14 protein-coding genes and 2 tRNA genes are annotated in these 13344 nt (G+C 64.2%); 14 read left to right on the top strand and 2 right to left on the bottom strand.

The features are described from left to right. Positions 1-39: 39 nt before the first annotated feature. Together ACP150_RS07845 and ACP150_RS07840 are read right to left on the bottom strand one after the other, a co-directional pair. A protein-coding gene (locus ACP150_RS07845) for an IS3 family transposase (protein WP_424964469.1) occupies positions 40-1193 on the bottom strand; the annotation gives its coding sequence in 2 pieces (ribosomal slippage) (positions 40-932 and positions 932-1193; 1155 coding nt in all). Between the two features lie 388 nt (positions 1194-1581). Further along, positions 1582-1656: transfer RNA gene (locus tag ACP150_RS07840), tRNA-Thr, on the bottom strand. Positions 1657-1955: 299 nt separating this feature from the next. Here ACP150_RS07840 and murA point away from each other — a divergent pair. The 14 genes from murA to ACP150_RS07770 all read left to right on the top strand — a co-directional run bounded on the left by murA (position 1956) and on the right by ACP150_RS07770 (position 13343). Continuing rightward, the gene (gene murA / locus ACP150_RS07835; protein ID WP_424966016.1) at positions 1956-3224 is read left to right on the top strand and encodes a UDP-N-acetylglucosamine 1-carboxyvinyltransferase; all 1269 of its coding nucleotides are present in this window, start codon (positions 1956-1958) and stop codon (positions 3222-3224) included. Beyond that, positions 3221-3697 carry a DUF2948 family protein gene (locus tag ACP150_RS07830; RefSeq protein WP_424966015.1) on the top strand — a complete coding sequence of 159 codons (477 nt, stop codon included), beginning with the start codon at positions 3221-3223 and terminating at the stop codon, positions 3695-3697. Before murA ends, ACP150_RS07830 begins: the two co-directional genes overlap by 4 nt. A 60-nt stretch (positions 3698-3757) precedes the next feature. After that, positions 3758-5074 carry a histidinol dehydrogenase gene (hisD, locus tag ACP150_RS07825; RefSeq protein WP_424966014.1) on the top strand — a complete coding sequence of 439 codons (1317 nt, stop codon included), beginning with the start codon at positions 3758-3760 and terminating at the stop codon, positions 5072-5074. Further along, positions 5071-5550: a UPF0262 family protein gene (locus ACP150_RS07820; protein WP_424966013.1), complete on the top strand. Its 480-nt coding sequence runs from the start codon at positions 5071-5073 to the stop codon at positions 5548-5550. Before hisD ends, ACP150_RS07820 begins: the two co-directional genes overlap by 4 nt. Before the next feature lie 3 nt (positions 5551-5553). Next, positions 5554-6009, top strand: a complete 456-nt coding sequence (locus ACP150_RS07815) for a low molecular weight phosphatase family protein (RefSeq protein ID WP_424966012.1) — start codon at positions 5554-5556, stop codon at positions 6007-6009. Further along, complete coding sequence (locus tag ACP150_RS07810; protein ID WP_424966011.1) at positions 6006-6593, top strand: GNAT family N-acetyltransferase; 588 nt, start codon at positions 6006-6008, stop codon at positions 6591-6593. Before ACP150_RS07815 ends, ACP150_RS07810 begins: the two co-directional genes overlap by 4 nt. A 28-nt stretch (positions 6594-6621) precedes the next feature. Continuing rightward, positions 6622-7488 carry a nitrilase-related carbon-nitrogen hydrolase gene (locus ACP150_RS07805; RefSeq protein WP_424966010.1) on the top strand — a complete coding sequence of 289 codons (867 nt, stop codon included), beginning with the start codon at positions 6622-6624 and terminating at the stop codon, positions 7486-7488. 69 nt (positions 7489-7557) lie between these two features. Next, a complete protein-coding gene (infA, locus tag ACP150_RS07800) occupies positions 7558-7776 on the top strand; it encodes a translation initiation factor IF-1 (protein ID WP_007205486.1) in 219 nt (72 codons plus the stop codon). A gap of 2 nt (positions 7777-7778) precedes the next feature. Further along, complete coding sequence (locus ACP150_RS07795; RefSeq protein WP_424966009.1) at positions 7779-8396, top strand: Maf family protein; 618 nt, start codon at positions 7779-7781, stop codon at positions 8394-8396. Then, positions 8393-9436: a ribonuclease E/G gene (locus tag ACP150_RS07790; RefSeq protein ID WP_424966008.1), complete on the top strand. Its 1044-nt coding sequence runs from the start codon at positions 8393-8395 to the stop codon at positions 9434-9436. Before ACP150_RS07795 ends, ACP150_RS07790 begins: the two co-directional genes overlap by 4 nt. Then, positions 9433-9663: a DNA gyrase inhibitor YacG gene (locus ACP150_RS07785; RefSeq protein ID WP_424966007.1), complete on the top strand. Its 231-nt coding sequence runs from the start codon at positions 9433-9435 to the stop codon at positions 9661-9663. Before ACP150_RS07790 ends, ACP150_RS07785 begins: the two co-directional genes overlap by 4 nt. An 87-nt stretch (positions 9664-9750) precedes the next feature. After that, positions 9751-9825: transfer RNA gene (locus ACP150_RS07780), tRNA-Phe, on the top strand. 680 nt (positions 9826-10505) lie between these two features. After that, positions 10506-12077, top strand: coding sequence for a B12-binding domain-containing radical SAM protein (locus ACP150_RS07775; RefSeq protein WP_424966006.1), 1572 nt, complete (start codon positions 10506-10508; stop codon positions 12075-12077). Between the two features lie 3 nt (positions 12078-12080). After that, positions 12081-13343, top strand: a complete 1263-nt coding sequence (locus tag ACP150_RS07770; protein WP_424966005.1) for a nitric oxide synthase oxygenase — start codon at positions 12081-12083, stop codon at positions 13341-13343. Position 13344: the final 1 nt, after the last annotated feature.

The raw sequence follows: 13344 nt of genomic DNA, 5'->3' as shown, positions 1-13344 counted from the left end.
TGAGCTACTCCCCAATGTTTGGACAGTTTCCGGCGTGATCTAAGCTACTCTCTGCTCCTGCTGATCGGGTTGGGTTTCGTCTTTTCTCAGCCAATAGACCATGGCTGGCGGTTGGCCGCCAAGGGCGGAATGGGGGCGCTTGCGGTTGTAGAACTCGATCCATTTTCCGACACCCGCCGTCGCCTCTGATCCGGTTTCCCAAGCGTGCAGGTAGACGCATTCGTATTTGAGGCTTCGCCAGAGCCGTTCCACGAAGATGTTGTCGAGGAAGCGTCCCTTGCCATCCATCGAGATGCGCACGCCGGATCGCCGCAGCCGGTCGGTCCAGGCAAACGACGTGAACTGGCTGCCCTGGTCGGTGTTCATGATCTCGGGCGGGCCGAAGCGGTGGATCGCCTCGTTCAGCGCCTCGACGCAGAAGTCTGCTTCCAGCGTGTTGGATATGCGCCAGGCCAGCACCTTGCGGGTGTACCAGTCCATGACCGCCACCAGATACAGGAACCCACGCCGCATCGGCAGATAGGTGATATCTGCGGCCCAGACCTGGTTGGGCCGGGTCACCCGCAAACCGCGCAACAGATAGGGATACGTCTTGTGCCCCTTCGCCGCCTTGCTGGTGTTGGGCTTCTGGTAGATCGGCATGAGCCCCATCAGCCGCATCAATCGGCGGATACGCTTCTCGTTGACCAGATGTCCCTCGTTGCGCAGGTGCCAAGTCATCTGCCGGACACCGAAGAACGGTGTTTCCAGGAACTGCTCGTCGATCTGACGCATCAGCATCAGGTTCATCGCCGTCTCGCCCTTGGGCGTGTAGTAGAATGATGACCGCGAGATCGACAGCAGCCTGCACTGTTTGCCAATCGACAGATCGGTATTGGCTGGTTCAACCATCTTCCGCCTCACTTGCCGGTCCACGGTTTGAGCTTTCGTGACAGAAAATCATTGGCCACAGCCAGCTCCCCGATCTTGGCGTGCAGGTCCTTGACCTGTTCTTCGTCCACTTCCGGCGTCTTTCGGCCACCACGCTCGAGCACGCCAGACGCGCCTTCAAGCAGCGCACGCTTCCAGCTGTGGATCATCGTCGGGTGAACGCCAAACTGGCTTGCCAACTCAGCAACCGTCCGCTCGCCCTTCAATGCCTCAAGCGCAACTTTGGCCTTGAACTCAGGCGAATGGTTCTTCCGTTTCGACATCTCTGATCTCCTCTTCGTCGAAGATCAGCAGACAGCAATTCGTAGCTTACGTCAGTGTCCGAATTTCGGGGGGTAGCTCACACCTCTGTTCTAAAAGCTCTGGAAACCAAGATCGAAAAGCTCGAACGTGAGAAGTTGGTGTTGGTCTCGAAGGCCGAAGAACCCCTCCCGAATGCAGCGAGGTTTGAAGAATGTATGGAACTTTCCTTGCGGTTCCTCTCAAGGCCTTGGGATATATACAAAAATGGGAGCTACGCGGTCCGTCAGACAGTGCTGAGACTGGCTTTTTCAGATCCGCTGACCTACACGCCGGAAGGTGTGTATGGAACTCCAAAAACGACCTTACCTTTCAAGGTGTTAGGAGGGTTATCCGGAAAAAAGCATGAGATGGTGCTGCTGGAGAGAATTGAACTCTCGACCTCTCCCTTACCAAGGGAGTGCTCTACCTCTGAGCTACAGCAGCAGCCTGCGAAGTGGCCTTCGCGATGGGCGGCTGATTACGCCCAAACGCAGAGCGGCGCAAGCGCAATCTGGACCCTTTTTTCCGGCTGCGATAAGACGTCCCCCATGGGGCGAAAAAACTCTGGACATAGCTCGGGCGACAGGCCAACCGAAAAGGATGCGCGCGCAGCGCGTCTCAAGGATGCGCTGAAGGCGAACATGCAGCGGCGAAAGGCGCAGGCCAGGGCGCGCAGAGCGGCAGACCCCGAGGCAGATCAGACTCCGACCGACGAGAATGGCCGGGCATAAGGACAGGCACAGATGGACCAGATTATCATTCGCGGCGGCGCGCCTCTGAGGGGCGCGATCCCGATTGCGGGCGCGAAGAACGCCTGTCTCACCCTGATGCCTGCCACGCTGCTCAGCGATGAGCCCCTGACGCTGACCAATGCCCCGCGGCTGAGCGATATCTCGACGATGACGGCGCTTTTGGGCTCGCTGGGGGCCGAAGTGAGCAGCCTGCAGGAGGGCAAGGTCCTCGCCCTGTCGAGCCATGACATCAACAACCACACCGCCGATTACGACATCGTGCGCAAGATGCGGGCCTCGATCCTCGTCCTCGGGCCCATGCTGGCGCGGGACGGGCATGCGGTCGTGTCCCTGCCCGGCGGCTGCGCGATCGGCGCGCGGCCCGTGGACCTGCATCTCAAGGGTCTTGAGGCGTTGGGGGCCGAGCTCGATCTGCGCGAAGGCTATGTCCATGCAAAGGCCCCCGGCGGGCTCAGGGGCGCGACCTTCGAGTTTCCCTTTGTCTCGGTCGGGGCCACCGAGAACATCCTGATGGCGGCGACCCTCGCCAAGGGCACCACGGTGCTCAAGAACGCGGCGCGCGAGCCCGAGATCGTCGATCTGGCGGCCTGCCTGACCAAGATGGGCGCAAGGATCGACGGGGCCGGAACATCGACTATCACCGTCGAAGGCGTCGACCGGCTCCATGGGGCGACCCATCCGGTAGTCACCGACCGGATCGAGCTGGGCACCTATATGCTGGCCCCGGCCATCACCGGCGGCGAGGTTGAATTGCTGGGCGGGCGCATGGACCTCGTGGCGTCCTTCGCGGAAAAGCTCGATGCGGCAGGCATCAGCGTGACCGAGACCGAGGGCGGGTTGCGCGTGGCCCGTGCCAATGGCCGCGTGCGGGCCGTGGATGTGGTGACCGAGCCCTTCCCGGGCTTTCCCACGGATCTGCAGGCCCAGATGATGGCGTTGCTCTGCACCGCCGAGGGGGTCTCGGTGCTCGAGGAGAAAATCTTCGAGAACCGCTTCATGCATGCGCCGGAACTGATCCGCATGGGGGCGCAGATCGATGTCCATGGCGGCACAGCCACCGTGACCGGGGTCGAGCGCCTCAAGGGTGCGCCGGTCATGGCAACGGATCTGCGCGCCAGTGTCTCGCTGATCCTCGCGGCCCTGGCCGCCGAGGGGGAAACCGTTGTCAGCCGGGTCTATCATCTGGATCGCGGCTATGAACGGGTCGAGGAAAAGCTGAGCGCCTGCGGGGCGAGTATCGAGCGGGTGAAAGAGCAATGAGCCAAGACGCAACCTTCGAAGATGGCGGCGAAAGCCCCCTGCGCCTGATGGCGGAGGATGCCAAGGATCTGGAAGTGATCTCCGCGCTGGTGCAGGACGCCGTGTTCCCGGCCAGCGAGATGAGCTGGCGGAAATCCGAACGGCGCTTTGCCCTGCTGCTCAACCGCTTCCGCTGGGAGGATCGCGACCGCGCCGAGGCGCGGGGCCGCCCGGTCGAGCGGGTGCAAACCATGCTGGTTATCGATGATGCGCTGGCCGTGCGCAGTGCGGGTGTCGTGCGCGGCGATGCGGACACGATCCTGTCGCTGCTGTCGCTGTCCTTTGCCCCTGCTGAGGACGGCGCGGGCACGCTGGAGCTGACGCTGGCGGGGGATGGGGCGATTGCCCTGTCGGTCGAGTGCATCAACGTCACCCTGCAGGATGTGACCCGCCCCTATCTCGCGCCCTCGCGGAAATCCCCCTCGCATCCGTAACGCGCGCGCTTGAGGTGGCTGGCGGCGGCGGCTATGTCTCGCCCCACAAAGGAGAGCCCCATGCCGATGTTCCTGTCCAGCACCGATCCGCAATTCGAAACGCAGGTCGCACAGCTCCTGACGATGAAGCGCGAGGATGCCGTGGATGTGGACGACACGGTGGCCGCGATCATCGCCGATGTGCGCGCCCGGGGCGATGCCGCAGTGCTCGAGCTGACGGCGAAGTTCGACCGACTGGAGCTGACGCCCGAGACGCTGGCCTTCTCTCCCGCCGAGATCGAGGCCGAGATTGCCAAGGTCCCCGCCGATGAACGCGCGGCTTTGGAACTCGCCGCCGAGCGCATCCGCGCCTACCACGCCCGCCAGATGCCCGAAGACGCCCGCTGGACCGAGCCGACCGGGGCTGAGCTGGGCTGGCGCTGGACCCCGGTTTCGGCGGCAGGTCTCTATGTGCCCGGGGGGCTGGCCTCCTACCCGTCTTCGGTGCTGATGAATGCGATCCCCGCTCAGGTGGCCGGGGTGGAACGGCTGGTGATCTGCGCGCCGACCCCGGATGGCGTGGTGAACCCGCTGGTCCTGCTGGCCGCCCGACTGTCGGGGGTCGACACCGTCTACCGGATCGGGGGCGCGCAGGCGATTGCGGCGCTGGCCTATGGCACCGAGACCATCGCGGCCGTGGACAAGATCACCGGGCCGGGCAACGCCTATGTGGCCGCCGCCAAGCGCCGGGTCTTTGGCCGCGTCGGGATCGACATGATCGCCGGCCCGTCAGAGATCCTCGTGATCGCGGATCGCGACAATGACCCGGACTGGATCGCCGTGGACCTGCTGAGCCAGGCCGAGCATGACGAGAGCGCGCAGTCCATCCTGATCACCGATGACGCGGAGTTTGGACGCGCGGTCGCCGCCGCGGTCGAGACCCGGCTCGAAACGCTTGAGCGGCGCGCGATCGCGGGCCCGAGCTGGCGCGATTTCGGCGCCGTGGTCACGGTCCGCGATCTCGACGAGGCCGCCGCCCTGTCGAACCGTGTGGCGCCGGAACATCTCGAACTTTGCGTGGCCGATCCCGATGCGCTGTCGGAAAAGATCACCCACGCCGGTGCGATCTTCCTCGGCGCCTGGACGCCAGAAGCGATCGGCGACTATATCGGTGGCCCGAACCACGTGCTGCCCACGGCACGCTCGGCACGGTTCTCGTCCGGCCTTTCGGTGATGGATTTCGTCAAGCGCACGACGCTTGCCAAGATGACGCCCGAGGCGCTGGCCGAAATCGGCCCCGCCGCCGAACGGCTGGCGATTTCCGAAAGCCTCGAGGCGCACGGCCTCAGCGTCCGCGCCCGCCTCGACCGCCTGAACCGGGGGGAGGCCGCGGAATGAGCTATCTGATCGACATCTCCATTGATGACAGCGCCCTGCCCCCGCCCACGCCCGAGATCGAGCAGGAGCGCAAGGTCGCGATCTTTGATCTTCTCGAAGACAACGCCTTCAAGCTGCCGCCGCGCGAGGATCGCGACGTGCCGCCGGGCCCTTTCCGCCTGCTTCTGGCGATCCGGGAACGGCGGCTGGTCTTTGACCTGTCGGATGCCGAGGCCAAGCAGGTCGCGGAATTTCACCTCTCGCTCGGGCCGTTCCGGCAGGTGGTGAAGGACTATTTCCAAATCTGCGAGAGCTATTTCGACGCGGTCAAACGCCTGCCTCCGAGCCAGATCGAGGCCATCGATATGGCCCGGCGCGGCATCCATAACGAGGGCGCGCGGCTTCTGCTCGAACGGCTCGACGGCAAGGCGGAGGTGGATATCGACACTTCCCGACGCCTGTTCACCCTGATTTGCGTGTTGCATTTCGGGGGCTAGGCCATGCCCTTCCCCTCCTCGGTCCTGTTCTGCTGCGACCACAATGCGATCCGCTCGCCCATGGCGGAGGGGATGATGAAGAAGTTTTACGGCCAGCGCGCCTATATCCAGTCGGCGGGGGTGAAGAACGATCTCGATATCGACGGTTTTGCCGTGGCCGTGTGCAACGAGATCGGCGTGACGCTGGAGGCGCACCGCACGCGGTCCTTCGAGGATATGCACAATTGGGGCGATGACCTGTCCTCTTTCGATCTGATCGTGGCGCTCTCGCCTGCGAGCCAGCGGCAGGCTCTGGAGCTGACCCGGCTGTTTCACCTCGATGTGGAGTACTGGCCGATCATGGATCCAGCCGGGATGTCCGAGACCCGCGAGGCCAAGCTGCGCAGCTATCGCCAGACCCGTGACCAGATCCGCGAGCGAATGCTCGCCCGGTTTGGCCCGCCGGGGCATGTGGTATGAGCCTGCGGTTTCGGACCTTGCGCGGGGCCGAGCTGGCCGAGGCGATTCCGGCATTGGCCGCCCTGCGGATCGCGGTGTTTCGTGACTGGCCCTATCTCTATGACGGGGATGTCGTCTATGAGGCGCACTATCTTGAATGCTACCGCGATTGCCCGCAGTCCGTGGTGATTCTGGCCGAGACCGCAGAGGGTGAGGTTGTCGGGGCGGCCACCGGCATGCCCGCACGGGACCACGCGGATGTCTCCGAGGCCTATGACGCCCTGGCCAAACCGGGGATGGAGATTTTCTATTGCGCGGAATCGGTGCTGCACCCGGCCTATCGCGGACAGGGGGCGGGGCACCGGTTCTTCGATGCGCGCGAGGCCCATGCGCGCGCGCTCGGCGCGACCCATGCCAGTTTCTGCGCGGTCACGCGACCTGTGGATCATCCCGCGCGCCCGGCTGAGGCGCGGGATCTGCACCCGTTCTGGCGCAAACGCGGCTATGCGCCCGTGGACGGGGCCGAGCTGCGGATGCGCTGGCTGGATGTCGGCGCATCAGAGGAAACCGAGAAACCGCTGCAGATCTGGATGCGGGCCCTGTGAGCCGGGGACGCACCAGAGGGTCCGTGGCATGACCATGCGCATCGCCGCAGCCGCCTATCCGGTTGAGGTCCTGCCCGATTGGGACAGCCTGCACCGCAAGATCGCGCAATGGGTGGCCGAGGCGGATGCAGAGCTTGTGGTCTTTCCGGAATATGCGGGGCTCGAGGCGGCGCTGATCGGGGCCACGACCCCGCTCGACACGGCCGAGGAAACCAAACGCGCGGCCGCGGCCGCCCCGCGCTATTGGCAGATGGTCACCGCCATCGCCCGGGCGCACAAGACGACCTTGCTGGCCGGATCTCTGCCCGCGCGCAGCGAGACGGGTGATCTGGTCAACCGGGCCGCTCTGGTGACACCGCATGGCGGGATCGCCTTTGTCGACAAGCGCCAGCTCACCCCGTGGGAGCAGGCCGAGACGCCCCTCCGCCCCGGCACGGCCCTGCCGGTATTCGACCCGCCCGACCTGCCCCGGCTTGGTGTCTTGATCTGCTATGACGGGGAGTTTCCGTCTCAGGCGCGCGCGATCCGGCAGACCGGCGCGCAACTTCTCCTGATGCCCTCGGCGACCGAAGGGGCCACCGGGGCCAGCCGGGTGCGCATCGCCGCCCGGGCCCGCGCCCTCGAGAGCGGCGGACATGTGGCCCTCGCCCAGACCGTGGGCGATTGCGCCCTGTCGTCCTATCTCGACCGCTCCGCCGGGCAGGCCGGGATCTACGTGGCCCCGGACAGCGGCGCGCCCCCCGACGGCATCCTCGCTGAAACCGCCCCCGACACCCCCGGTTGGGCCCGCGCCCCGATCTCTTCGTGCCTCCCGGAGCAGGTTGACATCGCGTCGGCATGGGATGGGCAGCACAATATGGCACAGCTCACGCCCTTTGCGCAGAAACACGCTTGAAAACTTCCGGAAATCCGCGCATATGCTGGCGCGCCCGTCGTTGAGCGGGCAGTTTTAGTTGGAGACACCATGGCCAAGGAAGAATTGCTCGAATTTCCCGGCGTCGTGAAGGAACTCCTGCCGAACGCGACATTCCGGGTCGAGCTTGAGAACGGCCATGAGATTATCGCACATACGGCAGGCAAGATGCGCAAGAACCGCATCCGTGTTCTGGCGGGCGACAAGGTGCAGGTCGAGATGACCCCCTATGATCTGACCAAGGGTCGGATCAACTACCGCTTCAAGTAACGGTGACGCCCCGACCCCGCCTGATCCTGGGATCGGGATCGCCCCGGCGGCTGGAGCTGCTGGCTCAGATCGGGCTGATGCCTGATGCCGTGCGCGCGGCGGATATCGACGAGACGCCCCATGCGGGTGAACGGCCCCTGCCCTATGTGCGGCGCATGGCGCGCGAGAAATCCGAAGCGCTCGAGATTGCGCCGGATGAGGTGCTGCTGACGGCCGACACCACAGTCAGTGTCGGGCTGCGGATCCTCGGCAAGCCCGAAGACCGCGCCGAGGCGGAGGCCTTTCTCACCCTGATGTCCGGACGCCGGCATGCGGTGATCACCGCGATCGCCCTGCGCCATGGCGACCGGCTGGTGAGCCGCGAGGTCAAGACAACCCTGCGCATGCGCCACCTGAGCCCGGCAGATATCGCCACCTATCTCGACAGCGGGGATTGGGTCGGCAAGGCGGGCGGCTACGGCATCCAGGGCGCTGCCGCTGCCTTCATCCCCTGGATCAGCGGCTCTTATACAGCGGTGGTAGGCCTGCCTCTGGCGGAAACCGCCGCGCTTCTCACACATGCCGGTATCGTCGCGCCGGGCCCCTCGGGACATGCGCCCCCAGAAGGACGCGGCACATGAAGGGCTGCATGATCATCCTCGACCACCTGAACGGCCGGCGCGCCGCCGCCCGCATGGTGGAGGGGCAGCTCGACGATTTCACCCTCGACCCGGATGAGGGCGACCCGCCCCTGCCCGGCGCCATCTTCCGCGCCATTGTCGACCGTCCGGTCAAGGGTCAGGGCGGCGCCTTCGTCAAGCTCGGCGGGATGCAGGGCTTCTTGCGCGGCGGCGGGGGACGGAGACCGGGCCAGTCCCTTCTGGTGCAGGTCTCGGGCGTGGCCGAGCCGGGCAAGGCCGTGCCCGTGACGGACCGGGTGCTGTTCAAGAGCCGCTATGTGATCGTCAGCCCGGGCGCCCCCGGCCTCAACATCGCACGCTCGATTCGCGACGAAGAGATCCGCGCCCGCCTGCGGATCCTGGCCGAGGACCTGGCCCCTGCGGATCAGACCGGCATGATCCTGCGTTCGGCCGCCGCAGACGCCCCAGAGGACGAACTGGCCGAGGATATCGCCGAAACCCTGGCGCTGGCCGAGGCGATCACGGCTGAGCGCACAGGTGACGCGCCTGCCCTGCTGATCGACGCGCCCGACGCACATCACCTGGCCTGGCGCGACTGGAGCGATCCCGCCCCGGACGAGATCATCACGCAGCCCGGCGGGTTCGAGGATCTGGGCGTGCTGGACGCGCTGGCGGATCTGGCGGATCCCGAGGCGGATCTGCCCGGGGGCGGCAGCCTCGTTGTCGAGCCGACCCGCGCCCTGATCGCGGTGGATGTGAATACCGGCAATGACACCTCCCCCGCCGCGGGGATGAAGGCCAACATCGCCGCGGCGCGCGCCCTGCCCCGGCAGCTCCGCCTGCGCGGGCTCGGCGGACAGATCACCGTGGATTTCGCCCCGATGCCCAAGAAGGACCGCAAAGCGTTGGAACAGGCCCTGCGCACCGCCTTCCGGCAGGACGCCACCGAGACGTCGCTGGTGGGCTGGACCCCGCTTGGCCATTATGAGCTGCAGCGCAAACGCGACCGCATCCCCCTGCGCCGGAGAGACCTGCCATGAGCTGCCCGATCTGCCAAAAAGACGCCGCAGACCGCTACCGCCCCTTCTGTTCCAAACGCTGTGCAGATGTGGATCTGGGGCGCTGGATGACCGGCGGCTACGCCATCGCCTCGGAGCGGGATGAGGACGTCGAAGAGGCCGAACAGGCCATGGCGCGGCTCGCCGAAACCCCGTCCGACGGTGCGGCAGACCCGGTGTTCCGAGACGCGCAAAAAACGCGACATTGAGACCAAGTTTTTTCCCCAAACCCCTATGGACACTCCCCGTTCTCACGTCTAGAACGCTCGCACCCTGAGACGGCCCAGCCGTCCCGTGCCCGGGTAGCTCAGGGGTAGAGCAGTGGATTGAAAATCCTCGTGTCGGTGGTTCGATTCCGCCCCCGGGCACCATTACAAAAATCACCTGCCATCAAGTCCCTCAATTCTTTCAGAAGCGATGAGACACCGGGGTTTCTGTTACGCTTACTTCGAATGTGTGACGGCGGTGTTGAGCGTGCGCTCTTGCGAGAGATGCAGCGCTTGCATGGTGCCATTGCGCGATGTGGGACAAGAACGCGCGAGGACTTTGTTGGAAAGATCAAAAGGCCGCCTTTATTGTCCCCCGGCTGTTGGGGTTTTTCCCGTCTCTTGGAGGGAGCGGTGGGAGACCAAGCAATGCTTTGAAAAGGTCTCGGCTGCTCGGCTATGACGGCTATGACGTGGAGTGTCTCAGAACAGCGTTGCGAACCATGGGGATAGGCACCTGTCTCCTAGATACAGCGCAATGCTCGAAATCTGTGACGCGCAGGCACACTCCAAAGCTGCATGGACGTCAAGCTCAGCGGGCTCAGAGAATGTTGGAGCATGGCACCGCGGTTCTGCAGACGGCGGAAAGGCCTCCTCACCACGATCGCGCCCACCGCGATGCTCCTCCCGTGGCAGTGAAACCCACCCTTCCATCCGAGTGACCGGAGCTGTCTCCACGCCCCTCGGGCCATGAGGCCTATGTCCTTTTTTGTTTGATTCTCTCGAATTCGTGATAATGGTTAATAGCCCCGCGTGTAGTTGTATTTGGTGTTTGGGAGCTGATCATGAGGCAAAGCCTGCGTGGATTACGACCAGCCAACCGGATCGCGGCAGCATCTCCAGACGACGCGACAGGCCTTCGAGAGGCATCGGACGACCGCGGCGACGCGCTGGATATTTTCATCGTCGATCTCAACAATTTTGCGTCCTTCCCGACGCTCGCAATCGGCTTGTTGACAGCGAGCCTGCGCGAGAACGGGCACAGTGTGAGCGTGCTGTGCCCGCTCGCCTTTGATGCGCCGGCCACGCAACGGGAACGCCGGGAATGGTTGTTTGATCACGTTCGGCGCCGCATCCATCTCACCGATTGGCAGCCTGCTCTGACATTGCGTGACTACGCCCGCCGGAGCCGACAGCGCTATACGGAGCGCCCCCATGCGACGGTTCTGCGAGAAGTCACCAATGCGTTGAAGAAAAAGCCCGATGCCATTCTTCTGTCTGCCTATCTTCATCACCAGACCACCATCCGTGAGATCGGACGACGGGCCAAGGAGCATGGTGTTCCGGTGGTGCTGGGCGGGCCGATGTTCAATCTGCCCGACGTGGCGGCAGCATGGCGAGACCTCCCGGGTTTGTCGGCAATTGTCGGGGCCGAGGTGGATCTGAACCTGCCAGAGATCGTTCGGGCGCTCCATGCTGGTGAAGACCTGCTGCAGTTTCCGGGGGTGCAATTGCCGGATGGGCGATCCTCGGGTCCGGCGCGTCCGCTGCGCCCGCTTGACCAGATCCCTCTGCCCGACTTTTCCGACTTTCCCTGGGACCGCTATCCGGTGCGCATCGTTCCAGTGATGACCGGACGGGGATGCCAATGGGACAAATGTCTGTTCTGCTCTGATGTCATTTCCGCATCGGGCCGCACGTTCCGGACGCGCAGCGTGGAAAACGTCCTCTACGAGATCGAAGAACAGGCGCGGCGGCACGAGACCACCAACTTTCTCTTCCTGGATCTGAAGCTGAACTCCTGGCCCGGCATGCTGCGCGATATCGGAAAGAATATCAGGCGCTATGTCCGCGGCGCGGAATGGGTGGGCACCGTCCATGTCGACACGCGACGGGATAACGGGCTGTCCCGAGCCGATCTGCAATCGGCCGCCGATGGCGGAATGCGGCGCATTTCCTTCGGGCTGGAAAGTGGCAGCCAGACTCTCCTGGATGCGATGCGCAAAGGCAGCTCGGTCGAGCGCAATTCCCAGTTCATCCGCGACGCGCATATGGCAGGCATCTCGGTGCGCTGCACCATGTTCAAGGGGTTTCCCGGCGAGACGGCTCAGGACATGGAAGCGACGGCGGATTTTCTCGACGAGCATGCGCCCTATCTCGGCCGGGTCCGGTTCAATGACTTCACGCTGCATACGGACACGCCGATCTGGCAGGCGATGCAGGACAAGGCCGGGGAAGAGGATCTGCCGCTGCATATTCGTGAGCATCGCCACGCGCGCGCACGTTCGGAGTACCGCTATACGGTGCCGCGCGACCGGGCCTATCGTCGGGCGAAAGCCCGCGCGCTCTCGATCGTCTATGACATCAATCGCAAGGCTCTGAGCGATGCGGCGCGGCAGTTTGATGGGCTGATGTAGATCATGCGCCGAAAGTTCTATGTCCGCTCCGACGCAAGCAGGGGCACATCCCTCCAGCGGCGCATCCGGACGCTGTCGGCGCTGGAACGCAAGGAGGAAGCCAAAGCGTTCCTCAACACGTTTCATGACGCGTCCGGTCACGGGCGCACGCTCCGGCAACGCAGGTGGGCCGAGGTTCGGAGCGACCTGCGCAGGCACGGATATTACGAACACACCCTGGAAGAATTGGCCTTCGGGGCACGGCTTGCCTGGCGCAACACGGGCAAATGCATCGGTCGCCTGCCATGGGAAAGCCTTGAGGTGAATGATTGCCGCAAGCTTACAAGCCCCGATGCCATGGCGGCGCGGATGGTCGATCACCTCAGGGAGGCCGATTCCGGCAAGGGCATTCGGTCGATCATCTCGGTGTTCGCACCAATCCAGGGCGACGCGATACCGACCTGGATCGAAAGCGGGCAGATTTCGCGCTATGCCTGCCACACGCTGGAGAACGGACGCACGTTGGGAGACCGGCAGAACGCGGAATCCACAAAGCTCGCGCGGTCAATGGGCTGGACACCTCCAGAGGAGCCTGGCGCCTTTGATCTGCTGCCCTATTTCATGCGCGACCCCAAGGATCGGCGCATCATGATTGACGCCCCTGTCGAGGCCATCCGGCAGGTCGACATCCGCCATCCGCAATACCCGGATTTCGATGCGTTGGGCTTGCGCTGGTATGCGGTTCCGCTTGTCAGCAACATGATCATGACCATTGGCGGCGTGGACTATCCCTGTGCGCCGTTCAACGGTCACTACATGTGCACAGAGATTGCCTCTCGCAATCTCGCGGATGCCCAACGCTATGACCTGCTGCCGCAAGTGGCGCGCGCGATCGGGATCTCCGAAGGATCCTCCCTTTGGCAGGATGTGGCGCTGACCGAGCTGAACCGCGCGGTGCTGCAATCGTTCCAGACCGCCCGGGCGACGATCATCGATCACCACAAGGCGTCGGAGCAATTCATGACCTTCCACAGCCGTGAACAGGCGCGCGGACGCCGGGTCGCCGGGGATTGGCGCTGGATCGTGCCCCCGCAGGCCGGGTCCGCGCATGACGTCTTTCACCTCAAGATGCGCAACTTTCACCCGGTGCCGAATTTTTACCGCGAGCGGGGAACCGATGGGCTGCGCCTGATGCCCTGGTACGGCGACAATTACCGCAACCGCGTCTCCGGATGGGTGGACCGGGTGCAACGCCGCTGGAAAATCTGGAAAAGGATGGCTTGGTAGA

The sequence above is a fragment of the Dinoroseobacter sp. S375 genome, from assembly GCF_049800775.1.
Taxonomy (GTDB): domain Bacteria; phylum Pseudomonadota; class Alphaproteobacteria; order Rhodobacterales; family Rhodobacteraceae; genus Dinoroseobacter.
Note: the sequence above shows the minus strand (reverse complement) of the source record. Positions and strands in the feature narration are given on the sequence as shown.

Excerpts from the sequence above, each read along its gene's own strand:
- murA (WP_424966016.1), top strand. The coding sequence starts at position 1,956 with ATGGACCAGATTATCATTCGCGGCGGCGCGCCTCTGAGGGGCGCGATC.
- ACP150_RS07830 (WP_424966015.1), top strand. The coding sequence starts at position 3,221 with ATGAGCCAAGACGCAACCTTCGAAGATGGCGGCGAAAGCCCCCTGCGC.
- hisD (WP_424966014.1), top strand. The coding sequence starts at position 3,758 with ATGCCGATGTTCCTGTCCAGCACCGATCCGCAATTCGAAACGCAGGTC.
- ACP150_RS07820 (WP_424966013.1), top strand. The coding sequence starts at position 5,071 with ATGAGCTATCTGATCGACATCTCCATTGATGACAGCGCCCTGCCCCCG.
- ACP150_RS07815 (WP_424966012.1), top strand. The coding sequence starts at position 5,554 with ATGCCCTTCCCCTCCTCGGTCCTGTTCTGCTGCGACCACAATGCGATC.
- ACP150_RS07810 (WP_424966011.1), top strand. The coding sequence starts at position 6,006 with ATGAGCCTGCGGTTTCGGACCTTGCGCGGGGCCGAGCTGGCCGAGGCG.
- ACP150_RS07805 (WP_424966010.1), top strand. The coding sequence starts at position 6,622 with ATGACCATGCGCATCGCCGCAGCCGCCTATCCGGTTGAGGTCCTGCCC.
- infA (WP_007205486.1), top strand. The coding sequence starts at position 7,558 with ATGGCCAAGGAAGAATTGCTCGAATTTCCCGGCGTCGTGAAGGAACTC.
- ACP150_RS07790 (WP_424966008.1), top strand. The coding sequence starts at position 8,393 with ATGAAGGGCTGCATGATCATCCTCGACCACCTGAACGGCCGGCGCGCC.
- ACP150_RS07785 (WP_424966007.1), top strand. The coding sequence starts at position 9,433 with ATGAGCTGCCCGATCTGCCAAAAAGACGCCGCAGACCGCTACCGCCCC.
- ACP150_RS07775 (WP_424966006.1), top strand. The coding sequence starts at position 10,506 with ATGAGGCAAAGCCTGCGTGGATTACGACCAGCCAACCGGATCGCGGCA.
- ACP150_RS07770 (WP_424966005.1), top strand. The coding sequence starts at position 12,081 with ATGCGCCGAAAGTTCTATGTCCGCTCCGACGCAAGCAGGGGCACATCC.